Genomic DNA, 25,665 nt, shown 5'->3' on the forward strand with positions numbered 1-25,665 from the left:
CGTTTGCGCCCCCAAGCCGCTACAACCGAGCGCGAATCGCCTCACTGAGGGCGGTTCGGTTCAGGCCGTTTGCAGGAGTTCGTCATGGAGGAGTAGGACCGCATCTAGGGGAAGGGTTTCCATGGCGAACGTTGTACCGTCGTTGTTGGTAAATTCCACTTCGAGGGCTTCGTCGTCATATTCCATCACGACGGTTCCGATTTGACCTTTGAGGAGGCGGATGGGTTGTCCGGTTTCAAAGTGGCTGGTGTCGCGATTGGCGAGGAGGGCAACGATATCGAGGTCTTGGGGTTTGTGTCGGGTGGTTTTATTCATGATTAACCGGGTAGCCGTTGGTCAAGCGGGGAAAGTTTTCATCGATTTTATGACCGAGTTGGGCGCGATTCCCGTTGGGGAGTTTCATGAATCCGTAGCTCACAATGGGGTTAAAGCCGAGAGCGAATCAGGTCACCGAGGGGATGTTGGCGCAGGCGGCGGTCGGGAAGTCCAGCGGCGAGGGCGGTACGGTAGAAACTGATTACGTTATTGAGAACAGTTTGAGTATTGGGATGCTCTTCACCTAGGCTTTCATAGAAAATGCTTGCTGTCTCTAACAATAACGGTTCCGCCTCCGCATATTTTTCTTGCCCATAATACAACCCCGCCAGGTTGTTGAGGTGGATGGCTAACTGGGGATGATTGGCGGGCAGGCTCTCCCGGTCAATCTCCAGGGCTTCCAAGTAGAGGGGTTCGGCGTCCCCGTACTTCCCTTGCGACTCGTACAACCCCGCCAGGTTGTTGAGGTGGTTGGCTAACTCGGGATGATTGGTGGGAAGGCTCTCCCGGTCAATCTCTAGGGCTTCCAAGTAGAGGGGTTCGGCGTCCCCGTACTTCCCTTGCGCTCGGTACAACCCCGCCAGGTTGTTGAGGTGGATGGCTAACTGGGGATGATTGGCGGGCAGGCTCTCCCGGACAATCGCCAGGGCTTCCAAGTAGAGGGGTTCCGCGTCCCCGTACTTCCCTTGCACTCGGTACAACTCCGCCAGGTTGTTGAGGCTAATGGCTAAATCGGGATGATTGGCGGGCAGGCTCTCCCGGTCAATCGCCAGGGCTTCCAAGTAGAGGGGTTCGGCGTCCCCGTACTTCCCTTGCGACTCGTACAACCCCGCCAGGTTGTTGAGGGCAGCAGCCGTGTCTCGATGTCGGTTACCCAAGCGCTCTTTCACCACCACCACAGCCTGCTCATACCAAGGTTGCGCCGCGTCATAGAGTCCCTGACCTTCGTAAAACCGAGCAATCCCGTTGCAGGGTGTAATCACATCCTCATCCCCCACCCAGGGCAACAACTCCTCCGCCACCTCCTGCAAATGAGGAATCCAGGGGGCAAACTCCCGCGCCTGAGCCATCGTAAAAGAGTCAGGAATCCGTTGACCCTGTTTCACAATCACTCCCGCCACCTCCCGCCGCAACTCAGCCCGCGCCTCCGTAGACAACGCCACCGCCAACCGTTGCCGCAGAAACTGCCGCACTAAAGGATGTAACCGCAACGAATCCGCCGCCTCCCGCTCCAAAAGATTCAAATTCACCAACTTCCGTAACGGCTCACGCCAATCCTGTTGCTCCTCTGCTGTCAGGGGAATAGCCGCCGCCCCATATAGCCCCAAGCGCAGGGCCAGCCGCCGCGCCGCCTCATCCTCCAGCCGCGCCCAACTGAAGGCCAAAGCCGCCTCTAATCCGTAGGGATAGGCCATCTCCACGGTCACATCGAGGGAGTCATGGGTCAGATGTAACCCTTGCAGATAGTCAGCAATGGACAAAAACTCATCCAAGGCCAAATAGCGCGCCGCCAACTCCAACCCCAAGGGCAAGCCGTCAAACCAGCGCAATAACTCCCCCAGGGCCTCCGGTTCCGCCTCCAACCGGGTCCCATCCAGGTAGCTGCTCAACAACTGCCGCGCCGCCTCATCGGAAAGGGTATCCAAGCGGTAATCCTGCACCCCAGTCCAGCGTTCCCGCGTTGTCCACAAGACCCGAAACTGTCCCCCAGGGCGAAACAGGGACAACGTGGCTCCATCCCGCTCTCGCACCACGTCATCCAACACCAGCAACACCGCCCCCTGCTGGGGCCAATGCTGCCAACAATAGGCCAGCCGCTGGGCCAGCGTCGGCAACTCCTCGGGGACTGGCTGCTGAAACTCGGTCTGATAAAATAGCAGCAACTGCTCTGCGGGATTCCCCGCCACCATGTCCAACCAGACTACCCCACCGGGAAAGGTCCCCGCTTCATATTCCTGTTGCGCCCATTGCCAAGCTAACTCGGTTTTCCCCAGTCCCCCCATTCCTGACAGGGCCGCTGCGATCGCCACCTGGTCGACATCGGCAAACAAGGCGCTCAATTCCGCCAGGGCCACCTCCCGCCCGACAAACTTAGGAACAGTGCGACGGTAGCGGGCGAGGTTGCTGGGAGGGTTGGGGTTTTGGCGGCTTGGGGGTTGAGGTTGGCGAATTTCCCTGATAATCTCGGCGCGGGTTTTTTCATGTTCGTCTTCTACAGTCTTGCGGATTGTTTCACTCTCCTCAATCACAATCCCCTCTAGCCGTTGTAAGTCCCGGGTCAATTGGTCGGCTAAAATTTGGGAGAGGGAGGCGGTTTGTTGTCGCAACTCGGTCAACTGTTGCGCCAATTGCTGCTGACCTGCGGTTAGGTTCCCCAGCAGGTCAAACACCATCCCCGCAAAGGCTTCTTCTCCCTGGGCAAAATCCCGCTTCAAGACTTCCCGGATGGCTTTGGGGAACTGTTTATGCAATTCTTGGGCTAGGGTATCCACGAGGGTGGGAGTCAAGGTGCCTAAGGGATACAGGCCCCCAGACCGCCAGCGCCCCAGTCGGGCCCGCCAGGATTGGCGCAACCCGCGTCGCGCCCTAGGTCGCAAGGCGTGAATCACCGGTCGCCAGTCTTGCCAATTGGCTAAGGCCCGCAGAGTCTCAAAGTCCTTGGCCGCCGTCGCAAAGTAGGTTTCGGCTAAGTTTTCTTCAAATAATTCCGTTGGGGTCTGATGTCCCAGGATGTCTTTGATGATGTGCGGCCAATCCTGTCGGGCGCTTTGGGCTAAGGCGTCCAGGGCGAGGCGCGATCGCCCCTGGTGGTCTTGGGCGACCTCGTTAATGACAACGGCGATCGCCCGCCCCACGGCCCGCGTCAAATGGGCATTGCGTAAGTCAGGATCTCCCAACTGGGCATCCATGGCCCCCAAGTCATTAGCAAAAATCCCCCCGGCGACCCCAGACAGGGCGGTTCCGGCGATAACGATAGGAAGGCTGGGGGCGATCGCGCTGGCCGCCGCCCCCACCACCACAGCGGCGCCAAAGGTTCCTAAGCGACCCACCAACGCACGATCCATGAGCGGTTCCCCTTCAATCACTTCCTCCATTGTAGAGTGTTCGAGGCGGTTGTCCTTGGGGGGCGATCGCTTTTTCCTGATGATTAAGTCACCCTTATTATCTTCTCTAAAACCTAGAGTCAAGTCCTATTCTCGTCCAGACTGAGGTCCTAACTCTATAAATTTTGATGAGTAAACCACCGGTAAACCCATCGACTCACTAACCAACCGGATAAAATGCTTAAAATAATCGTGATAAGCCCGCCCCACCATAGGCTCCTGACAGAGGGCGGTTGGGATGGGTCTTTATCGATATAATTTTGGGAAATGCTGGTTGTAATCGCTGGAGTCAGGATTTGTCCGAGCGCGATCGCCGCACAAGAGCCGGTGAGCAATTGACCTAACTTTTGTTGCTGCTCACTCTGTTGTTTTTGTATTATTTCATCATCAATACTTACTTGAGTTTGCACCGCTAACATCAGTTTATCATACAATTGCAAACCCGGACTCATAAATCCAATAGTGGTTTCAATCTGTTTTAAATAATGTTCCGCATCATTGACAAACTCAGCCAGAAACCCAGATAATTTTTTTCCCGTCTCTTCTTCTATTTGTTCAAGACATCCTCGATAATTATGTAAATTCGCCCGGATCGTTTTCTCTTGGTCTGAGAGAAACGAGAGTTTTTTGTAGTATTCTAAGGACTGGTGGGGTAGCTGTTTGAGTGATTCTTTATTCCAATTCTTGTTTGAGTAATCCTCCGTTAGCTGCTCAATTTCTTGATATTGATGACTGAGTATCTGTTTTAAAGCAACACTCTGGGAGTAAAAAAAGTTGATTTTATGATAGCTGAGGAGCATAGTTTGTAGGATATTATAAAATTTATTCGCTTTAGTCTCCGCTTCCTCGTCTTGGTAGAGAATTACTCCCATTAGGTGGATGGATTTCACCGAGAAACTATTAAACCGATGAGCTGTCACCACTTGAGGATAGAAATAGCCAGGACTCCCTAGAAAATTACCCTCAATTAAATGGCGGGAGATTATTTCTGGTTCTTCTACACAGTAGTAGCTTAAACATTCAGCCGCGATATAATGAATTTGGTCTTCTGTATAGCCAGTAGTTGGTATAATTCCCGCCAGAATTGCCGTCTGTCCGAGTTCAATCTTGAGGTTATCAAGATGTTCGCTGATATTGGCAAAAGTTTCTAAGTCTTGACTGCCTTTTTGGGAGGATATATAGCTAGTGAAGCGCAGTAAATAAGTATCATTTAAGCGACGTACTGCGAGGCGACTGGTAATAATTCCGGTTTGTAAATATAGGCGATCGCTATTTTTACGTTGGCATTCTTCGGGAATATCTTTAACCGTAAAATCCAGCAAACTCCCCGACCGTGATATATCTTTATCTGGGGGAATTAAGCGGACAAACTCCCCCGCATTTTTTTTGTTTTTGCTAGTTAGATGAGACGCGATTTTTTGTAAGTTACTGGCAAAAATATCACGGCGTTTTTGGATTTGGTCATCTGAATCATTCAATCCATTTCCCAGCACATAATGATAAAAATGTAGAGTTGGGGATATAATCTTAGGAAGCTGGGTGATTGTCATCTTCAGTTAATCTGTTTTGTTTTTGCTCTATCTCAGTTGCCCAGTTTTGCAGGTCTTGGCAAATCTCGCGACCTTCGTTATTAAGCATCCTTGTAGGGATAGGTTTATTATCAACTTCATCATCAGGGTCGCCCATTTTTTTCACCAGTTTATCGATACCATCTTCATCGAGGCGATCGTAAATTTCTCCTAACCATTCATAGAGCCGCTCATTCCCCGGTTTCTCGCAGAATGCCGTGATATGATCTGCCATTGCTGCTGGGTTCAGCTTATCTTCTGGTGGGAGTTTGGTTAAATAATCGGCAAGAGAGTTTTTTGTCTTTCTATCCAATTTTTTCGGTTCTTCTGTAGCGGAAATTTCTAGTATTTCCCGAAGTGACGCACAGATAACAACATCGCTCTCACTTATATCACTATTATTCATGTTGATCTCGCTGTTACTCATAGTTTAAACTCCAGTGACAATAAACGCCGCCCAAAAATAAGGATTCTCAAAGGAAGTCCCTTGTAAACGCTTCAGCGCCCTTTCCAAGCGAAACCTCTCTGTAGGTCTTAGTTTACTCAAATCCCACTCATTTGCGCGCTGTCTCAACTCATCAGCATGGCGAGTTCGCAACCAGTTTTGAGCCTTTTGCAGCGCCACCGCTTTATCTGGGGTCTGTTCTAGCTGACGGTAGAACTCATCCAGCAGAAACGCAGTGGCGATAGAATTGACCTTCCACAGACTGCTGACAACCGCTTTCGCACCCGCCAGGAGGAACCCCGTAGCAATTCCCAAACACTCATCCGTCGGTTGAAACGCATCCACCACCCCCGTACAGCAGGCGGAAAGGGTGACCAAATCAGCATCCGGGATGTGCAAGTCCGCAAACAGGGTACTGAGGGTGAGGTTCTCCTGGTGGTCTTCCGATAGCATTAGATAGGAGTCGAGGGGATTGTCAAAATTATACTCCGCATGACCGGAAAAGTGAAAGCAGTGGTAATTTTTGGCCTTCTCCAGAATTTCCGATTTTTTGGCTTTGGCTTTGGGGCGGGGTAAAACCTCATGATTTTCCCTAAAGTGACGACCCTGGGAAATACTGGCAATTTCCGCTTTCGCAAAAATTAAATCCTTGTCTTCCGTCGGGTTTTCGATGCCGAGAAACGACTGGCGAGACCTTTGGCGATTCTGACAGATTTTCCAGATATGCAGGTTGGGGAAATAGCGCACCGAAAAACGGTCAATCAGGCGCTGAGTGGGATTCAATGGTACCGCATGAATGGGAAACAGATGTAAACTGTTGTTGGGAACAATGATTAACTGCTGAATATGGCGGGGTAGATATATCTCGAACTCACTGAAACCGAGCAATTCTCCCAAATGGTCAATCTGTCTGGGTAACTGTTCCAAAGTAGTCTGGAGTGCGTTGTCTTTAGATTTGCTTTTGTCTCCCAAATCTGCCACCCAGTCTCGCGCCAACCGTTCCAAATGGTTTTGGGGTTTGAGATTAACTCGGAGTTCTTCAGGAATTAAGGGGGATTCATGTCCAGGGAGAATCAGCAGGGTGATGAGTTCGTTTTCGGTGAAGAAAAATTCTATAATTGCTGTATTTGATGGCAGTAAATCTTGAACTTCCTGGAAAGAGAGAGGGTAAACTTTAGTTTTGGCGATAAATTCGGGTTCAACTTCTGCAACTTGGCGGTAAAGGGTTTCTAAGGTTTGTTTAGCCTTTTCCCAGTCGAGACTGAGGGCTGCTAATTCCACTTCGGGGAGATGCTGATTCATGCCGTCCGTATAGGCTTGTAAGGTTTGGCGTTCTCTTTGTTTGGCAGTGTTGATATCTTGGGCGAGTTGCTTGGAGATAGTAGCAGGTAAGGGGGCATCTTGTTGAGCAATGCGTTCTACGAGATAGCGATTTCGGAATAGTTCGGTGTAAAAGAATGCTCGATTAAAGTCTGTATTTTTTAAAGCAAACTTAACTAAGTATTGATGAACTTTTAGGCAAGAATTCATCAAAGTTCGACGATTGGTAATGTCTCGCCCTGCTTGCATCTGGTCAATATAGTTAACAATGCTATCGCCAAATATAGTTTTTACCGAATATTCTTGCTGCACTCCTTTGATTAATTTTTGATTAAAAAGTTTTAAGATTAGCCTTTCTAGGGGATCGAGTTTTTTCTGAAGATTCAAAATTGCCGAGTTAATCGAGGGAGAATTATTCTCTTTTAATTTTTTTCTAATTTGTATAATCATTGATAGCGGAATTACCTTAAAGTGATCCAGTTGTTCTAAAGATTGCCACTGGATAAATTCATTAGATGTAGTTTCTATGAATTTTATCGTGGCATTGAGTGCTTTTCTGTTATTTATGCCAATTTTTCCCAAGCTTTTGACAGCTTGCCACTGGATAAATTCATTTTTGCTGGTTTTCAAGGTATCAATTAAGGCGACGATCGCAGATTTGTTGCCGTTGGCGATCGCTCCTAGTTTTTTTATAGCTTGCCACTGGATAAATTCGTTTTTGCTGCTTAAAATTTTAACCCAAACAGCCACTTTTTGATTTGGTTGTTTATTAAACCACAGAAAAAATATATTTTTTAGATGAGTAAATATCCTTTTTAAATATAGCTCATTTATTAGCCAACATAAAAAAATTAATAATATTAAAAAAATTAATGGTATAAAAAAGTTAGGGTCTGACAACATGAGCAATACGAACAAGCTAAGTAAGCTCAAAAGTAAGCTCAAAATTATTATACCAATTTCACTTAATTTATGCAAGATAAAGCCTAGCCACTGCCTTTTAGCAAAAATAGGCTTTGCGATATCGGCAATTTGACCCAAAATGTATGCCGTTTGCTGGCGGGTGTCCTCATCAGTAGAAATTTCCAGAAGTTTGACTAACGCCGAAATCGCCCTGTCATCGCCCGTGGCAATTTTACCCAAGCTGTCTGCCGCTTGCCTGCGGGTGGACTCATCGGTAGTGGTTTCCAGAAGTTTGATTAACTCTGAAATCGCCCTGTCATCACCCTGGGCAATTTTACTCAAGCTGTTTGCGGCTAGGGTGCGGCTGGACTTATCAGTAGAGGTTTCCAGAAGTTTGACTAACGCCAAAATCGCCCTGTCACCCCCTGTGGCAATTTCACCCAAGCGTTTTGCCGCTTCCCTGCGGGTGAACTCATCGGTAGTTGTTTCCAGAATTCTGACTAACTCTGAAATCGCCCTGTCATTTCCTTTGGCAATTTTACCCAGGCTGACTGCCGCTTCACTGCGGGTGTCCTGATTGGTAGATCTTTCCAGAAGTTTGACTAACGCCAAAATCGCCCTTTCATCCCCTGTAGCAATTTTACCCAAGATGTATGCCGCTGCCCTGTGGGTGAACTCATCAGTAGAGGTTTCCAGAATTCTGACTAACTCTGAAATCGCCCTTTCATCCCCTGTGGCAATTTTACCCAAGCTGACTGCCGCTGCCCGGCGGGTATTCTCATCAGTAGAGGTTTCCAGAATTCTGGCTAACTCTGAAATCGCCCTTTCATCCCCTGTGGCAATTTCACCCAAGCTTTCTGCCGCTCGTATCCGGGTGAACTCATCAATAGAGGTTTCCAGAATTCTGACTAACTCTGAAATCGCCCTGTCATTTCCTTTGGCAATTTTACCCAGGCTGACTGCCGCTTCACTGCGGGTGTCCTGATTGGTAGATCTTTCCAGAAGTTTGACTAACGCCAAAATCGCCCTTTCATCCCCTGTAGCAATTTTACCCAAGATGTATGCCGCTGCCCTGTGGGTGAACTCATCAGTAGAGGTTTCCAGAATTCTGACTAACTCTGAAATCGCCCTTTCATCCCCTGTGGCAATTTCACCCAAGCTTTCTGCCGCTCGTATCCGGGTATTCTCCTCAGTAGAGGTTTCCAGAATTCTGACTAACTCTGAAATCGCCCTGTCATCCCCTGTGGCAATTTCACACAAGCTGACTGCCGCTGCCCGGCGGGTATTCTCATCAGTAGAGGTTTCCAGAAGCTTGACTAACGCCAAAATCGCCCTTTCATCCCCCGTGGCAATTTTACCCAAGCTTTCTGCCGCTCGTATGCGGGTGAACTCATCAATAGAGGTTTCCAGAAGTTTGACTAACGCCGAAATCGCCCTTTCATCCCCTGTGGCAATTTTACCCAAGCTTTCTGCCGCTCGTATGCGGGTAGACTCATCAATAGAGGTTTCCAGAAGTTTGACTAACGCCGAAATCGCCCTTTCATCCCCTGTGGCAATTTCACCCAAGCTTTCTGCCGCTTCTTTCTTGCGGGTGAACTCAAACTCATCAGAGGTTTCCAGAATTTGAATCAACTCATCAATACTCTTATCTTCCATCTGCTTCAAAGGAGTTTACGGTAAACACCAAGGGGTTTGACAGCAACCGGACAATATCGAGAAGGCTCCAGCCATCGCATTAGGGGACTCCTCTGGCAATATCTCTCTTAACTTGCGATATGCTGATTATACCCTGGACAGAGACTTTAGGCAGGACTTCCCCCTGGGGATGTCTTGGTAAAACCGCAGATAGAAGACTTGGCAGGAGTTAAGGAACCATGACAAAATCGGGACGGGAATGACCGTTGGGGGTCCCGGAATCGCCGTGAAGAGTCTTCCCAGGAAAACCTGTTGCCCAAGTTTGTGTGATATTTCTTGATAGAATTTTCCGATACAGTGACTTCAGAGAGAAACTATGCAAGCAGAACAATATCCCTTTGCCCAAGAATTGATTACAGATGTTTCCGGTAAAATTCGTAAAGTAATCTTGGATTTCAGTGATTATAGGCGACTGCTAGAAGTTATTGAAGACGAGGGACTTTATCAAGCCATGAGGGAAGTCAAGGATGAAACTTCTTTGGACTTGGAAGCCGCCCTAGCTGAACTTGAGAAAGAATGAAAACTGAGTATAAGCCTACCTTTTTAAAAGACTTGAAGGCTCTGAAAACTACCCCCAGATTTGGAACAATAAAAGCCTTGGCATTTACAGAAATCCCTAATTCGCTAAAGTTTTAACAAGTTGGTAATTTGAAAAAGCTAAAAGGGGATGAAAATGCTTATTGAATTCGCCTTAGTGATTACCGAATATATATTTTCTTTGATGGCGAAACAGTTACCTTCGCTCGCGTGCTACATCGTAAAGATATCTATCACTATTTTCCCTAGCTATTCTAGCGAGAGACAAAGGCTGTATGGATGGTATGGATGACAGATCGATTCGCGTGCGGCAATGACCGTGCTTTGTTATAATCCGTAAATAAACCGACTTGATATTAACTGGTTTTCGTTCCCCGGGTCTAGCCTACAATTTGAGTCAATTTCAGTGAAGCAACTATGAAAGAATCATTGAGCTATGAAAGCTGGTTTTCTAAAGGGATGAGGTTTCAGGATATCGGACAATATTCTCAAGCTGTCGATTGTTTTGAAAAAGCTATTGACTCTAACCCTCACTTTATTCCTGCTTGGGTGTATAAAGGTATCGCATTTGAGCAATTAGAAAACTATGAAGCGGCAATCCGGTGTTATGAAGAAGCGATAAAAGTTAATCCAAATGTAGCAGATTTATGGTTTAATAAAGGGTCTTGCCTATGTCATTCCTATCGGTATGAAGAGGGGCTGGCTTGCTTTGATCGCGTCTTGGAACTTGACCCCCATCATGCCATTTGCCAGACGGCTCGCGCCCTGACTTTAGCAACTATTCCCAATCCGATTAAACTGCTAGAGCGCAAGGATTTAGATTCAGCAAGAAAGCCCCTAGAAAGCGAGGAATCTATCAGACTTAGTTTAACAGAAGAACGTTACATTTCTGGACAAACATCTAATGAAGAACTGGAGCCAGAATAAAAACAGGAATTAGCTGAGGCGTTATCCTTGTCCGTGGAGGATGTGGAACGATTAGGTTAGACCACAAGGCGAGGGCGACCACAAGGGGAGGGCGACCACAAGGGGAGGGCGACCACAAGGGGAGGGCGACCACAAGGGGAGGGCGACCACAAGGGTACGCCCCTACGGTTATTTATGGCACGAATGCCTAAAAAATGGTATCACCACCATCTCCCCCTCACTTGGGAACCACAAAATTCACCAACCGCTTGGGAACCACAATCACCTTCTTCACTTCCTTATCCGCCAGATACCGCTGGGCCGCCTCCGACTCCCGCGCCAACCGTTCCAACGTCGCCTTATCCGCATCCGCCGGAACCTGGATATTCCCGCGAACCTTCCCATTCACCTGAATCACCAGAGTAATCTCATCCAACACCAACGCCGTCTCATCCAACTCACACCAGCCTTGCTGATGAACCGAGTCAGAATAGCCCAACATCTGCCATAATTCCTCAGTAATATGGGGTGCAAACGGGGCCATCAGTTTCACCAACGTCTCAACCCCCTCCCGATACACCGCAGACTCCTGACAATCCGCATCATTTAAAGCGTTACTGAGTTTCATCAACTCCGAAACCGCCGTATTAAACTGATACTCATCCCGCAAATCCTCACTGACTTCCAGAATCGCCGTATGAATGGCCCGACGTAAATCCTTCTCCTCCTTCGAGAGATTCCCCGTCTCCAACGGTTGACGGGGGGGATTGTCCTCAGCAAACTGAGTCACCAGTCGCCAGACGCGGTTGAGGAAGCGATATTGTCCCTCCACATCCGCATCATCCCATTCCAAATCCTTCTCCGGTGGCGCCTTAAAGAGGATAAACATCCGGGCCGTATCCGCGCCGTACTTCTCCAACACCTGCAACGGGTCTACCCCATTCAGCTTCGATTTAGACATTTTCTCGTAAAACGCCTCCAACGGGTCCCCCGTTTCCGGGTCCGTGGGATGGTCTAAATCGGGAATCTCCGTCGCGGGGACATATTTCCCGGTTTTGGGGTTCTTGTAGGTCAACCCCTGAACCATTCCCTGAGTTAACAGCCGTTGGAACGGTTCATTAAAGTTGAGATTGAGGCGATCGCGCAAAAACTTAGTAAAGAAGCGAGAATAGAGAAGATGGAGAATCGCGTGTTCAATCCCCCCCACATATTGGTCAACGGGAAGCCAATCGTTCACCGTCTCAATCTCAAAGGCCGCCGTCTCATTTTTCGCATCAGGATAGCGCAAGAAATACCAAGAGGAATCAATAAACGTATCCATCGTGTCCGTTTCCCGCTTCGCCGGGGTTCCACAGGTCGGACAAGGAACATTCACCCAGTCCTCCAACTGAGCCAACGGAGACAGTCCCTTCCCACTAAACTCCACATTTTCGGGAAGTTCAACGGGGAGTTGGTCTTCAGGAACCGGAACCGCGCCACAATTGGGACAGTGAACCACGGGAATCGGCGCACCCCAGTAGCGTTGACGGGAAATCAACCAATCCCGCAGCCGATATTGAATCCGCGCTTTCCCGAATCCTTCCTCTTCAGCGTAGTTAATGATGGCCTGTTTCCCCTTCTCCGAGGCGGTTCCATCAAATCGTCCCGAGTTCACCATCACCCCAGGGTCCGTGTAGGCCTCCCTTAACTCCATATCAGCGTTATCCCCATCGTCGGGGACAATCACCACCTTAATGGGGAGATTGTTCTCTCTTGCGAATTGAAAATCCCGACTATCATGGGCCGGAACTCCCATCACCGCACCGGTTCCATATTCATAGAGAACGTAATCCGCAATCCAAATGGGAATTTCCTCCCCAGTAAAGGGATTGATAGCCATTCCTCCCGTGGGAATCCCCCGTTTGGGTTTATCCTCAGCCGTCCGGTCAATCTCACTTTGTTGGCTAACCTCCTCAATGAAGGCCTCCACCGCTTGGCGACGGTCTGGGGTGGTTACTTGTAAGGTGAGGGGATGTTCCGGGGCCAAAACCACGTACGTGACCCCATAGGCGGTATCGGGACGAGTGGTGAAGACGCCAATTTTCTCATCGCTGGGGTGTTTCTGGTCATCGAGAATGGGAAATTCCAGATAGGCGCCGGTGGATTTCCCAATCCAGTTTTGCTGCATCAACTTGACGCGATCGCTCCAACCGGGCAAACTATCTAAATCCGATAACAGGGCCTCAGCATAATCGGTAATCTTGAGAAACCACTGTTTCAGCAGTTTCCGTTCCACTTTCGCGCCACTGCGCCAAGACCGACCCTCATTATCCACTTGTTCATTGGCCAAAACCGTTTGGTCAACGGGGTCCCAATTCACCGCCGACTCTTTCTGATAGGCCAACCCAGCGTTGAGAAATTGCAGAAAAATCCATTGCGTCCATTTATAGTAGTCCGGGGAACAGGTCGTCACTTCCTTATCCCAATCGAAGGAAATCCCCAGACTCTGAAGCTGTTGACGCATCTGGTCAATATTTTGATACGTCCATTTCGCGGGATGGACTCCCCGTTGAATGGCGGCGTTTTCCGCCGGAAGTCCGAACGCATCCCACCCCATGGGGTTGAGGACCCGATATCCCTGCATCCGCTTCTGTCGCGCAATCACATCGGTGATGGTATACACCCGAACATGACCCATATGCAGATTTCCCGAGGGGTAGGGAAACATCGAGAGTGCATAAAACTTGGGTTTATCCGGGTCATCCGGGGTGACGCTGAGTCCTTGTTCGTCCCAGATTTTTTGCCATTTGGCTTCGATGGATGCGGGGGTGTAGCGAGACTCCACGGAAACAGCTCCTAGCTCAATTCATCTTTACAGTGCCTTTTTATCGGCCATCGTCCATTCTGACATATTCTGGCAAGTTTATCGGAGTTAGGCTTCCCAACCCCAGAGGCCACGGACAACCCAGAAGCCAAGCAGCAGGGCGATCGCCAGACTATCCATCCATTTTAGCTGCCCATCATGCCAAATGACCCGATGGCGATTAGGACTGGTGAAGCCGCGTACTTCCATGGCGGCGGAAATTTGTTCGGCCCGCAACAGCAGGTTTTGCAACAGGCGTTCGGCGACAATCAGCCAAATCTTAGCGGTTCCGCGAAATCCGAGTTTTTTCCAATTGATGGCCCGAGTTTGGACGGAACGGCCTAAATTCTGGATTTCCTCCAACACCAGGGGGAGAAAGCGCAAGGACAGCGTCAGGGTGAGCGCAATTTCTGTGACGGGAACCCCAAAGCGGCGTAGGGGTTGCATTAAGTCTTCTAAACCATCAGTAATGGCTTCCGGTGCGGTGGTGAGGAGATAGAGATTAGTGCTGTAGATGAGGGTAAACAGCAGGGTACTGACGCGAACCGCCAGAGATAGGGATTGGCGAGTGACCCTTAGGGGAGGTTGTTCCAAGAGAACATAGCGATAGTCCGTCGGTTGGGGGAGTTCCTCGGCTTCTTCGACTAAGCTGTCCGTCTCCGATTCGGCCGTTCCCCAACCGAAGGGGTTATACCAAGGGTTACGAGACTCGTCCGGGGGAGGGGTAATCTCTTGCTGAGGGAAGTTGAGTTCATCCTGGGGGAGTCGGGGTTGATGGGTATCGGGGAGGCCATCGGGGGTGATGGAGCCCACAATGAGAATGGTGCTACAGATAAAGAGTAACCATCCCATCTGTTGTCGCCAAACCCGCAGGGGAATCTGGGCCGCTAGGGTGACCAGAATCAGAAACACCACTAACCCCAGCCGCCAGAGTTCGTTGGCGAGAACTGGGGTGAGCAGGAAACTCATCAGCCAGGCTAGCTTGACTCGCGCATCGAGGTGATGTAGCCAGGTGCTGGGTTTTTCTAGATAGAGTCCGAGGGGGAGCGATCGCAGTAAATCCATGCCCAAATTGTAGCGGATCGCTCCAGCAAATTAGCCTCTATCCGGAGAGTTGTTCCCGACGATACACCCAGCGCGCGAACATCCCCGCCACAACCGTCCACCACAGCAGCCAGAGAATGTGAATCCAATGGTAGCCGTCAAAGCGGAATATCCCCTCCAGTTCAATTTCTCCCATCCAGGCCACCAGTTGGCCGTAGTGATAGGTGGGGAGGAACAGAACGACATCCGCAATCCAAGGTTGGGGAAGTAAGGGAGAGATATCGAAGCCAAAGCTAACGGCTATAATGGCAAGAAGCGCTAAAAGGGCCCAACTGACGGATTCAGTTTTAAACAGATATCCCAAGCTGAAGCTAAAAATTGCGAAGGGAACTACCCCGAGAACCAGGATAAAGCTAAGGTAAAACATCCAAGGTTCCCACATGAAGGAACTGGTTTCACTAAATTGGCTTGCAATCCAACCACTGACAAAGGCTAATCCTGTCATCAAGGAAGCTAAGACCAGGAAGTTCCCAACTTTAGCTGCCACATAGGTGGTAAAAGACAGGGGAGTGATGCGCAGTAACTTCAACCAGCCGCGATCGCGCTCTGAGGCAATCTTAAGTCCAAACTGACTCACACAGACAAAAATGACCAACGCCGCTAGAGAAGCGGCTAGCAGGGATTGAAACTGGTCTGGGGTATTCTGTTCAATAGAAAATCCGGCAAAAATTGCTAGGCCGACGCCGACAACGATTGTATCAACTTTACGAAAGCTTTGGAGCAGTTCCACATAAAGTTGTCCCCAAAAAGCTTTTAAGCTAAAGCTTCCAGGGTCAGATTGAGCGGTTGACGCGGCGTTCCCTTGCAAACCTGACTCAGATTTAACGTTCGCCGCCGCCTCTAACTCCGTGCAATAGTTGAGAAGCGCCTGATAGCGAGGAAATTCTTGAATGTCTACGTCTCCAGTCTCGTTACTCAAGCGCAACTCCCGCGTCACCAAGTCAGCAATCTCATCACAGTCCTGTTCACTGTGACTAATCGCCAAAATGGTTTTTCCTTGGCGGTCAAACTCCCGCACTTGTTTCCAAAAATTCGCCCGCGCTTCAACACTCAAATTGTTAGTCGGTTCGTCGAGAATCAAAATATCGGGATTTCCGACAATGGCTAGAGCAAAATAAAGGGATTGAGCCTGTCCCCCGGCGAGACTGGTGGCGTAATCATTTTGTTTTCCGGTGAGGCGCGATCGCTCAATTGTATCACCCAACTCAAATGGCTTGGGATAATAACTTTGAAACAGGCGAATGGTCTCTTTTACCGTTAAGCCTTCGACAGGTTTGGCTCGTTGCAGCATCGTCCCCAGTTTCAGATGCGCTTGAGGGTCTTTGGGAGATTTTCCAAAAATTTCAATTGACCCCTCATCAGGATTTTGCAAGCCACAAATCAGGTTGACGAGTGTTGTTTTTCCAGAACCATTATCACCCCGCAACAAGATAAATTCACCGGGTAAAATTTCAAGATTTATGTTGTCCAAAACCTTTTGTTTTTGCTTATTGATAACATAGGTCTTTGACAAATTTTGAACTTTAATGGCAGTAATGGCAGTTTTCATGGGAGAAATAGCAAGATTAGCAAGGAACTAGCATGAGATTAAAGCATCTGTAACCAGCCTAAATTTTCCAGAATAAACCACACTCCAAGACCCGACAATAAGGCGGGACCGATAGAAATTGGGAACATCGTCATCAAAATCAAAGTTACGGCGGCACCAATCATGGGTTCTGGACCCGGTACCGGACCTTCTGTAGTGCAAGTTGAGAAGATACAAATTTGGCTGGAAAGCAAACTGGTTATTGCAAAAAAAATAACTAATCCTCCAATGATTTTTGCCAAACTTTTCGGGATTCCCAAGATTTTATCTGAGTCATTCATGAGTCGTTCTCCAATAGAGTTTAGGATGATAGGGGTTAGAATGAGTTGAAGCAAGGTTAGTTGACTTTATCAATCAGCCAACAGACCCCGGTCGCCGCTAGACTTCCCACCCCAAAGGCGATGGGAGGGGGAACCAATAAGGCGGTTGTTCCGACGGTTATAATCGAGCCAATCACTATAGCCGCTGGTGGGGAACATCCCCTAGGTTTCACAACCACTTTGGCGAGAGCCATCTGATTAGGATGACTGACTGAGTAAGCCTCAATCTTAGTTTTTCCTTTCTTCTCCCCAGTCACAATTCCATTATCATCCACTTGAGCAATTTGAGGATTCTGTGATGTCCAAGACACAGATTTCGTGAATAAGCCTTTTCCATCGACGACCGCCTCAACTCGTTCATGGCTATTGACTCCAACTCTGACTGAGGAAGGTTTCAGGGAAACCTGGGTTACAACGGGTTCGAGAATCCGAATGTTAATCGAGCGGGACTGGCTATCATCGATCATCGAAGTAGCGGTTAAGGTCACGTCTCCCGGTTCTAACGCCGTGAGATCACCATCAGGCGAAATTGTAGCCTGGTCAGAAGCATTGGACGACCAGAACACCTTGGTACTCCCTGCTGTACAATTTCCTTGGCAACTCGCGTGTGCGTTTAGATGACCTGTCTCGCCAACGTAAAACGAGTTGGAGTGCGGCTTGAGGTAAATCCCTGTAATCTCAGGGGGATTCTCAATCACAGAAACCCGAATCGTCTGATTTACACGGGGGTCTTCATTCCAAACAGCTTTTAGGGTGGTGGTTCCAGTTTTTAGAGCCTTGACTCGATTGCTCTCATCAATTTGGATCAGGTCGGGATTGGCAACTTGCCAAGAAACTGACTTATTCTTGAGCCATCCAACACCCGTAAAATCAACATTGAATTGCTTCTCAAGTCCTTCTTTAATCTGTAATTCTGGCGGAGTAATGCTTAAAGCGGGCAACACCTCGATAGGGATTTCAAAACTTGTGGAGTTCTTGGCTGAAGTTTGATTTTCTACACCAATTCTGACGAATATTTTGGTTTGTCCCGCCTGTTTTCCTTGAACGACAACATGTTGTCCTTCATCTTGCTCTAAAGAGACAATTTTTCTCTCCTGGGATTTCCAATGAATTTCTGGACTATAGTAGCCTGTCGCTGTCACTTGAGCGTTGAGGTTTGCGGTTTCCCCAGGTTTGAGTTCTAGGGATTGGGGGGTAACTGCGGTTTTCCAACAGCTCACTTTGTCACCCTGTTCCCACCAGATAATCGCATTACAGCCATGTTGCTGAATTAGAGTGTAGGCGACGAGAGTAACGGTGCCAATCAGAAATAGACCAATTAGCCCTCGCAAATAATTAGAAGCTCGATTCAAAATTCCTGAATCAGACGGAGATTTTGAGGGAACTTGTGACGTCATAACCCGAGTTCCTTGTTACAACAAGAGGTTGACTTGATCCGGGCGAGCCTGCTAGATAAACACTCCAGCCCTGGATACAACTAACTGTTAATTCTTCCGCGCCCACTCAATTTAACATTGATTACTAAGTTTAGAGAGTTTGCTTGGTTGAACTGTAATATATTTTTACCATTTTTAGCATTCCTGAGTCCCCAAAGTCTATCAGCAAGACTCCGTCTAATTGTCACGGAAACATGACCCATTGGGTTTCGCCCCATTGTCATGTGTGGCGGATTCAACTACCCTGAGACTCGAAAGGGTTTCTGGCTATATTGATGTTTTAATCAACTTTGGCGCAAAAAAAGCGGCGACCCGTCGGCTGCCGCTTAGGATGAGTTATGCGAAGAGCGAACTGAGAAATTCGCGTATGGTAGGGACGATGTCAGTGACTGAAACCGCATATCGTCCATCACAGCCAACAAAGTCAAGGGGGCTATGATGATCCCTTAAACTGACATCTAGGATATCATTGATCGCCCCAAAACACTAGCCCCGGCGGCGATGATACCACTGTGCCAGTCGTTTAGGGGAAATGCCCAAAAAATAGCTCAAAATAATCAATTGATTGAGCAACAAGACTCGTAGCACGCCCAGACGTTCCCAGCGTCGCGCAGAGGTGACCACAGCCACAGGGGCGATCGCCACCTTTCCCAAGTGTCTTAAGCGGCGCACCAGCTCAAAATCTTCCATTAAGGGCAAATCAGGAACTCCTCCTAACTGTAATAGTCGTTGACGAGAGATAAATAAACCCTGATCACCATAGGGAAACTGCAACCAGCGCGATCGCCAACGGACTCCCCACTCCACCAGGCGCAAGGTCCAAGCCGGACTCGCCACAGCCAACTCAAAGGCCCCAGCCACAACCCCCTCGTCCCTTAAAACCTCGCGCATCAGCACATCGAACCCCCGAGGAACCCGAGTATCCCCATGGAGCAACAGGACCCACTCCCCCTGAGCCGCCTGGAGACCCACATTACACTGAAGGGCACGCCCAGCCGGAGAGGAGAGCAACCGCAGCGGTGTGGATAACGCCTCCCCATACCCCTGAACAATCTCCACCGTCTTGTCTTGACTGCCCCCATCCACCACAATCACCTCTAAATTCTCGCCCGTTAGCACCTCCTCCAGAGTCTGACCAATCTCAGCCGCCTCATTCAAAACGGGAATAATCACAGAAATCATCGGCTGAGTCTGATATCGGGCCCGCTGCCAAACCCCCAACTCCTCAGGAACATCTACATCAGACAGGGGCGATAACTGTCTCACCCCCAACCCCAAATCCTGACCTCGTTCTAGGGTTTGACTTAAGACGCGATCGCTCCCCCAATCAATCCCCTGAAACAAGGGCGTAAATCTCTTAACCGCCATCGCTCGCAAACCGATGAGATAATAGCCACCATCGGTTGCCGGACCAAGAACTAAATCCGCCGCCTCCAAACTCTGCAACGCCTGGGCGATCGTTTCCTCATCAAGTTCTGGACAATCAATCCCCACGACCACTAACCGCTCGACCCCCTGAGCAAACCCCTCCTGAAATGCCCGTAGGAGGCGATCGCCCAAATCTCCAGGGCCCTGAGACTGCACCGGCACATCCTGTCCCAACCAAGCCTGAACCCGCTTTGGAGAGGCTCCCACCGCGCGAATTTGCAGCCAGCCCCCGGATTTCTTGCGCCAGGCTCGTAACTGACTAACAGTATGGCGCGTCATCTTCTCCTGTAACCAGGCAGCCCCCCTGGGCCCGAGAACCGGGGTCAGCCGGGTTTTCGTTGTCCCGGGCTTGGGATAGCGCGTAAAAATGATGGCGCCGACCGGGGCTAACCCTTGGCTTGGGGAATCTATCATCACAGTTCTAATCCTTGCTGATCATCAACCAATATCCTAATTTTCCAGATTGATGAAGTTCACACGGAATCAGGGCTTTGACAGATCAACCCCAAAATTTTTTTAAAAATCCACGGTTAGGCCTTAGACATTCCGCTAAGATCGCATATATTGAAAGGTATTTTAACCACACTCCGGCATTGGCAAAAGGCATGGCGAACAAACAAAGCGACCCCATTGGTATCCGGTTTGACGAGGAGTTGGCTCCCGAAGCCTCCTCGCCCATCCCTGCGCCGGCTGAGGACGCGGCAGACTCTGCCCGCCAAGATGCACCCTCACCGCCCCCCTCAGAAGCAGCTACCCCGGTGCCCCTCTTGGCTCGGGTTGCCTTGCTACCTCGGAAAACCTTAGATCGATTGTGGGGCTGGCATCTGTTCTGGTTCCTCGTCCTGGTGGGCTTTACTAGCACCGCCATGGGTGCTTTAGTTTGGCTGTTCTCCATGCCCCCCGTCACCGACTGCCGGACTGTCTCCAATTTAGCTCCCGAGCGGGCCCGGCTTTACTGTGCCCAACAAGCCGCCCAGTCCGGTCAAGTCCCAGAAATTGAACAAGCCATTCGCTTAGTGCAAGATTGGCCCGAAGACCATCCCCTCTACCGTCAGGGGCTTCGCTTTATGGAGCAATGGTCTCAGATGCTAATGCAACGGGCCAATCAGGAAGTTATTGCGGGGAACTTGCCCGTTGCCATTGGCCTCCTCAGTCGTATTCCTAGCAATAGCCCTCTCTATAATGAAGCCCAAACCACCATTGATAGTTGGGACCAGGGTTGGGAACGAGGGCAACAGCTCTACGCCCAAGCTATGGATGCCCTGAAAGCTCAGCGTTGGAATGATGCCGAAGCTAACGCTCAACGTTTGGGGCGCATTGGCGATCGCTATTGGAGTGGCGCTCGTTTAGATGCCTTGATGGCACGAGTGGCCGCAGAAAAAGAAGGGCGACGTCGCATCAAACAAGCTCGTGAAGGTATTGCCTGGAATAGCCCCGAGGAGTATCAAACCGCTCTGGGACTGGTGATTAACATTGAACCAGCAACTTTCGCCCGGGCTGAAGCGGCTGAGGATATGGAAACCTGGAGTGTTGAAGTGGTTGATCTGGCTATCAGACGCCAGATTGAAGGCAACTATCAGAAAGCCTTGGAAGCCACTAAAGTGATTCCGCCGGAGACTTCTGTATACGACGTTGCCCAACAGGTACGGCTGCTAGCTCAAACCGATCGCATCCTCAATGCCGGAAATCTCTTCCAACAGTCCATTAGTGGCAATATCTTAGCCTTGCTAGAAGCCCAAGCTTTAGCCGAGAGTTTCACGAACGATCATCCTCTTTATGCTTTAGCCCAGGAGCGGATTCCTCTATGGCAAGAGCACTTGCAGGATCTCTATCAACTGCAAATTGCCAGTTTTGTCGCCGATCTCGGCCAGCCCTTCGCCCTCAACTTAGCTGCCTCTCAAGTAGCAGCCATTGACGATAGCCGGCCCCGACGCATTCATGCCCAAACCCTGTTGGCCCATTGGCGCAATGAAGTGCAACGGGTGAGCGATCGCCCCTATTTGCGCCGTGCTCAACGTCTAGCTGAACTCAATACCATTGAAGGCCATCAAGCGGCCATCATCCAAGCTCGTAACATTAGTGAAGATCGTGCAGCTTGGTCTGAGGCTCAAGCCCTGATCCAAACTAGCCAAGAGCAGATTTTAATTCTTCAAGATCGCCCGATTCTTCAAGAAGCCGAGGAACTCGCTCAAGCTGAAAAATTTGCCGAAGCAGTAGAGTTAGCTCAACAAATTGAGCGCGATCGCCCTCTCTATGACGAGGCCCGAGAAGCAATCTCCCGCTTCCGGGAACAATGGAGCCGCTTTGAAGACCGACCGATTCTCGATGAAGCCATCGAATATGCGGAGAACGGACAGCTCACCGATGCGATCGCCACCGCCGCGCAGATCGCCCCCGGCCGTCCTCTCTATTTTGAAGCCCAAGCCGAAATTGGTCGCTGGCTACGGGAACGGGATCAGGGCGGTTCCTCCTCCCGTGCCCGTTCTAGCTCTCCGGCCCCAGCTCAGGCCTCAACACCAGCCTCAACACCAGCCTCAGCACCAGCCTCAGCACCAGCCTCAGCACCAGCCCCCGAGCCAGCCTCAGCACCAGCCCCAGCACCAGCCCCTGAACCCTATTACGCTCCCGAACCAGCCCCCGAACCCTATTACGCTCCCGAACCAGCCCCCGAACCCTATTACGCTCCCGAGCCTAACTATGCGGTCCCCGAACCCTACGAACCCGACCTATCTGACAAAAAAATTATCAACTAAGCCTCTTTCCTTCAGCTCAGGTTCGGTCGATATGACAACGGTTTTAGGTGGGTGCCGTCAGCCAGCGATGTTATGACTGATACCGATGATTCATTAACCCTGCTTTTAATTGAGACCGATGAGATTGTTCGTTTAGGACTGCGAACCTGGTTAGCCAAACAAACCGGGGTCACCGCCGTCTTAGATACCAACACCGTTGCCCAAGCCCTCGCCACCTTAGAAGATAGCCCCGCTGATGTCATTATCGTCGGGGACTTAGCGTCGGGCCTGCGCTTAGTTCAAACCCTAGAGCCACGCCCTCCTGAATCCCCAACCCCGATTCTCTTATGGTGTTCAGCCCTAACCGTCGCCCAACTAGCTCTAGCTCGCCGAGCCGGCCTTGGGGGCTATTGTGCCAAGGGAACACCGCCCCGGGAACTCTTTAACGCGGCGGTCGGACTCCTCACTGGAGAACCCACCTGGCAGGCCCCCGCCCGCATTGATCCAGATGCAGACATTACCAACCCACCCCCAGATTCCTCAGACCCTAGCGTTGGAGTTCCGGGGGTGCAGTATATTGACGCCGAACAAGACCAGTTAGAGCGTTGGCTTGAAGACCCCAATCTGACCTTACTTCAGCGCATTATCTTTAACGGCCGGCGACGGGAACTCAACGCCGCCCGCTGGTTTCTCTGTCAAGTGCGATCGCCCCGTCCTCTTCCAGCCAAAGTCAAGGGTCGCAAACCCTCCTCTCAAGCCTCCTCCCAGCCCTCAGCTGCGTTAGCCGTCTCCGATAGCGGTTCTCTGACCCCCACTCACCTGGCTAGTGAAGATCTCGAAGACCTGCTATTAGATGCCATCCTGAGTAAGCTTCAGCCCCCCCTGCGCAATCTCAGTGATACGCCTCTGGAAATTGATATTTTACGGCCCGAGAAACGACGACACCTGTTGGTCACAGCCCTCCGCAGCGTCCAAAACCTGCTCAGTGAACTCCGCCATTCCGATATTAGCCCCTCACGACTGCGAGACCGCCGCGATCGCCTGGCCCTGGACTTATGGCGGGAAACCACTGAGGAGTTTTTTGGACGCTATTACACCCTGAGTTTTAATGGTGAATCTCTGGAACTGGTGGATATCCTACTGCGGGAAACAGACGTTGTGCAAAGTGCCATCCTTGATAAAATTCCCTTTTTCCCAGAACTTCTCTCCCATCTCTTATTTCAAACTCCCCTGGCCGTGGATGACCGAACCTGTGAATTTGGCAGTCCTGAAGCCACCCTACGGGCTGAATATCTGCTCCATAACCTGCTGATTGCCATCGCTAATGGGGTCACTCAGCCCCTACTCGACCAAGTGACGGGCATCGAAACCATTGAACGACAGTTTTATGATCGCCGCTTCCTTTCCACCCGAGATATTGAGCGACTGCGTAATGATTTGTCCTGGAAATATCGCTGGGAAACCTATCTCGAAGAACCTCGGGCCATTTATGAAAGTCGCTTTTGGCTGTTCGTCTTGACCGAACGGGGCATTAAGCGCATGGCCATCTACGCCCACCGTCGCGAGGAATTCCTAGCCCTATCGGGGGTACGTCAAGCCGTGACTCTGATTCTTGAAGGTCGAGACGCCCTCGCCCCTCGACTGCGATCGGCGGTGAGTTGGGTTGGCAATGGACTCGTCTATGTTCTCACCCATGTCCTCGGACGGGGCATTGGCCTCGTGGGACGAGGTATCTTGGAAAATCTAGGAAGTGGCAGAAGCCGTGCCTCCCGATCTGGAAGCCGGGACTGAGGTAAGACCCCTCAAGAACCCCGTTGTTGAGCCAGGTCTCGGATCAGAGGCGTTTTGCTACGGATGTAGTCATCTAACACCCGCACGTCACGACTATCAAGCGCTAAACTCTGTTGCAATTGTTTGAGGAGCCATTGCGACAAACTGGCATCATCCAAACTCAGGATGAGGTTGGCTTGGGTTCGCTCCACAATAGACCAAAGTTGACGAAGTAAGATGGGAGTCACAAATACCTCCTAGGGTTACAGTCAGAACAATCCAGAGACCCTGGGTTTGATCAGGTTGAGGTTTAACGGCTCTCGAAATCACCGACGCTTACAGCATAGCGTCTTTTTCTTAGCCCACCTGTTCTCCCGGCCACTTTGCAAAAAAACTTTGATCTTAATGGGCTGGTTCTCAGAAAAAAGTGTGACAAATCGACTCATTAAGCGCCATAACAGGAGTCCGACTCTGGAGATGATGCCTATGGTTTCAAGGGTTTTGTCCCTTAATTCCGGTAGGCTGATCATCATGACGGCACTCTCATTTTCGGGGAAATTGTCCCCCGAGAAATCCGTATTCCTGCGGATTTATTGTTAATTTTAGTAACATTTGCGGCCACATCCCCCTCGGAACATCCTGTATTGCCTTGGCCACCCACCACCAGAGCGGCACTATATCCTGGCTCTAGAACCAGTCGTTGGGCCTCTAGAGTGGGTAACCGTTCCCCCGTCCTCTCCCCCTCAGACTCATATCGCCACAGGGACATCCGATCGCCCTGCCAACCCTGCCCATCCACCTCCACCCGAGATAATCCTCCCAAGCCTTCCCCCGTCGCCTTCAGATAGGCTTCTTTCACAGTCCAATAGTCAAAAAATACCCGACGCTGCTCCTCCTCAGACAATCCCTGCAAGCCGTCCCACTCAGACCGCTGAAAAAACCGTTTAGCCAACCTCAACACCGGTACAGAACGATGCCGTTCCAAATCAATTCCCAGGGGGCGATCGCGGCTAAAGGCTAACAAGGCCCAATCCCCAGAATGAGAGAGATTGAACTGTAACGGATGTCCCCGTAAAAACGGTTTGCCATGGGGGCCTAGCTGAAACTGTACAGACTGAGGGGCCAGCCCCAAATACGCCCCCGCCAGCCGTCGCAGCCAACTGCGAGTCAGAATAAACCCCTGGCGATCGCCCTGATGACGGTAGCGATGGGCCCGCTCCCGTTCCGCCGAGGATAAGTCCCCCCAGGCCCAGTCCAACTCCTCCGTCTCTCTCAACCCCAAACGCCAAACCCAAACCTGATCCCCTAATAGTCTCGGCAAGACGGGCCAGTCCGGCCAAAGAATCCTCACGTCCTCACGCATACTTCGGTTTTCCCAATGATGAAACCACGATAAACCCGACTACGGTTTCCCCTAATGGCAGCCCTGGAAGCAACCTGTACCATGAGAAGTAAGCCGGCAAAACCCCCGGGTTCGCCGCCAAACTCCCTTGAAACCGTCCCCAGCTAGGTTCGGAAAATACCCCTTCAAGGGAAGCGCCTCAGCCGTTCAGTATAGAGGCAGACATCGGAATCTATCGGCGAGAGTTTAGCAGAGTTCGAGCCAATCCGATTCGAACCCTGGCTCGCTTAGACCGTGGGTTGGCGATCGC

The 25,665-nt window shown here is 50.4% G+C and carries 17 protein-coding genes; 4 read left to right on the plus strand and 13 right to left on the minus strand.

All coding sequences use genetic code 11. The features are described 5' to 3' along the window. Positions 1-60: 60 nt before the first annotated feature. The 5 genes from NEA10_RS11660 to NEA10_RS11680 form a co-directional block, all read right to left on the minus strand. Positions 61-315: a DUF4926 domain-containing protein gene (locus NEA10_RS11660; protein WP_252660242.1), complete on the minus strand. Its 255-nt coding sequence runs from the start codon at positions 313-315 to the stop codon at positions 61-63. 110 nt (positions 316-425) lie between these two features. After that, complete coding sequence (locus tag NEA10_RS11665) at positions 426-3,380, minus strand: tetratricopeptide repeat protein (RefSeq protein ID WP_252660243.1); 2,955 nt, start codon at positions 3,378-3,380, stop codon at positions 426-428. A gap of 155 nt (positions 3,381-3,535) precedes the next feature. Then, positions 3,536-4,969, minus strand: coding sequence for a hypothetical protein (locus tag NEA10_RS11670; protein ID WP_252660245.1), 1,434 nt, complete (start codon positions 4,967-4,969; stop codon positions 3,536-3,538). Continuing rightward, positions 4,947-5,414, minus strand: a complete 468-nt coding sequence (locus tag NEA10_RS11675; protein ID WP_252660247.1) for a hypothetical protein — start codon at positions 5,412-5,414, stop codon at positions 4,947-4,949. Before NEA10_RS11675 ends, NEA10_RS11670 begins: the two co-directional genes overlap by 23 nt. 3 nt (positions 5,415-5,417) lie before the next feature. Then, entirely contained in the window at positions 5,418-9,311 is a 3,894-nt protein-coding gene (locus NEA10_RS11680; protein WP_252665339.1) for a HEAT repeat domain-containing protein, read from the minus strand. A 355-nt stretch (positions 9,312-9,666) separates the two neighbouring features. Between NEA10_RS11680 and NEA10_RS11685 the strand changes: the two genes are divergently transcribed. After that, positions 9,667-9,870 carry a RelB antitoxin-like protein gene (locus tag NEA10_RS11685; RefSeq protein ID WP_252660249.1) on the plus strand — a complete coding sequence of 68 codons (204 nt, stop codon included), beginning with the start codon at positions 9,667-9,669 and terminating at the stop codon, positions 9,868-9,870. Positions 9,871-10,304: 434 nt separating this feature from the next. Further along, positions 10,305-10,814 carry a tetratricopeptide repeat protein gene (locus NEA10_RS11690; RefSeq protein WP_252660251.1) on the plus strand — a complete coding sequence of 170 codons (510 nt, stop codon included), beginning with the start codon at positions 10,305-10,307 and terminating at the stop codon, positions 10,812-10,814. Between the two features lie 217 nt (positions 10,815-11,031). On the opposite strand, the gene leuS is transcribed toward NEA10_RS11690, so the two are convergent. From leuS to NEA10_RS20995, 6 genes are all read right to left on the minus strand, one after another. Then, positions 11,032-13,617, minus strand: a complete 2,586-nt coding sequence (leuS, locus tag NEA10_RS11695; RefSeq protein WP_252660259.1) for a leucine--tRNA ligase — start codon at positions 13,615-13,617, stop codon at positions 11,032-11,034. An 87-nt stretch (positions 13,618-13,704) separates the two neighbouring features. After that, positions 13,705-14,700 (minus strand): energy-coupling factor transporter transmembrane component T family protein, encoded by a 996-nt coding sequence (locus NEA10_RS11700; protein WP_252660261.1) that lies wholly within the window; start codon positions 14,698-14,700, stop codon positions 13,705-13,707. A gap of 37 nt (positions 14,701-14,737) precedes the next feature. Next, on the minus strand, positions 14,738-16,288 hold the full coding sequence (locus tag NEA10_RS11705; RefSeq protein ID WP_252660263.1) for an ABC transporter ATP-binding protein/permease: 1,551 nt from the start codon (positions 16,286-16,288) through the stop codon (positions 14,738-14,740). A 38-nt stretch (positions 16,289-16,326) separates the two neighbouring features. Beyond that, on the minus strand, positions 16,327-16,608 hold the full coding sequence (locus NEA10_RS11710; RefSeq protein WP_252660265.1) for a hypothetical protein: 282 nt from the start codon (positions 16,606-16,608) through the stop codon (positions 16,327-16,329). 56 nt (positions 16,609-16,664) lie between these two features. Then, positions 16,665-18,044, minus strand: a complete 1,380-nt coding sequence (locus NEA10_RS11715; RefSeq protein WP_252660267.1) for an Ig-like domain-containing protein — start codon at positions 18,042-18,044, stop codon at positions 16,665-16,667. 525 nt (positions 18,045-18,569) lie between these two features. After that, complete coding sequence (locus NEA10_RS20995) at positions 18,570-19,925, minus strand: TIGR04283 family arsenosugar biosynthesis glycosyltransferase (protein WP_309494093.1); 1,356 nt, start codon at positions 19,923-19,925, stop codon at positions 18,570-18,572. Between the two features lie 191 nt (positions 19,926-20,116). Here NEA10_RS20995 and NEA10_RS11730 point away from each other — a divergent pair, with 191 nt between their 5' ends. Both NEA10_RS11730 and NEA10_RS11735 read left to right on the plus strand, forming a co-directional pair. After that, positions 20,117-22,264, plus strand: coding sequence for a hypothetical protein (locus NEA10_RS11730; RefSeq protein ID WP_252660269.1), 2,148 nt, complete (start codon positions 20,117-20,119; stop codon positions 22,262-22,264). Between the two features lie 72 nt (positions 22,265-22,336). Next, the gene (locus NEA10_RS11735) at positions 22,337-24,034 is read left to right on the plus strand and encodes a DUF3685 domain-containing protein (RefSeq protein ID WP_252660271.1); all 1,698 of its coding nucleotides are present in this window, start codon (positions 22,337-22,339) and stop codon (positions 24,032-24,034) included. Between the two features lie 11 nt (positions 24,035-24,045). On the opposite strand, the gene NEA10_RS11740 is transcribed toward NEA10_RS11735, so the two are convergent. Then, positions 24,046-24,261, minus strand: a complete 216-nt coding sequence (locus NEA10_RS11740; RefSeq protein ID WP_252660273.1) for a hypothetical protein — start codon at positions 24,259-24,261, stop codon at positions 24,046-24,048. Between the two features lie 281 nt (positions 24,262-24,542). Beyond that, on the minus strand, positions 24,543-25,376 hold the full coding sequence (locus tag NEA10_RS11745; protein WP_252660282.1) for a 4'-phosphopantetheinyl transferase family protein: 834 nt from the start codon (positions 25,374-25,376) through the stop codon (positions 24,543-24,545). Positions 25,377-25,665 lie beyond the last annotated feature (289 nt).

Source organism: Phormidium yuhuli AB48, assembly GCF_023983615.1.
GTDB classification, from domain to species: domain Bacteria; phylum Cyanobacteriota; class Cyanobacteriia; order Cyanobacteriales; family Geitlerinemataceae; genus Sodalinema; species Sodalinema yuhuli.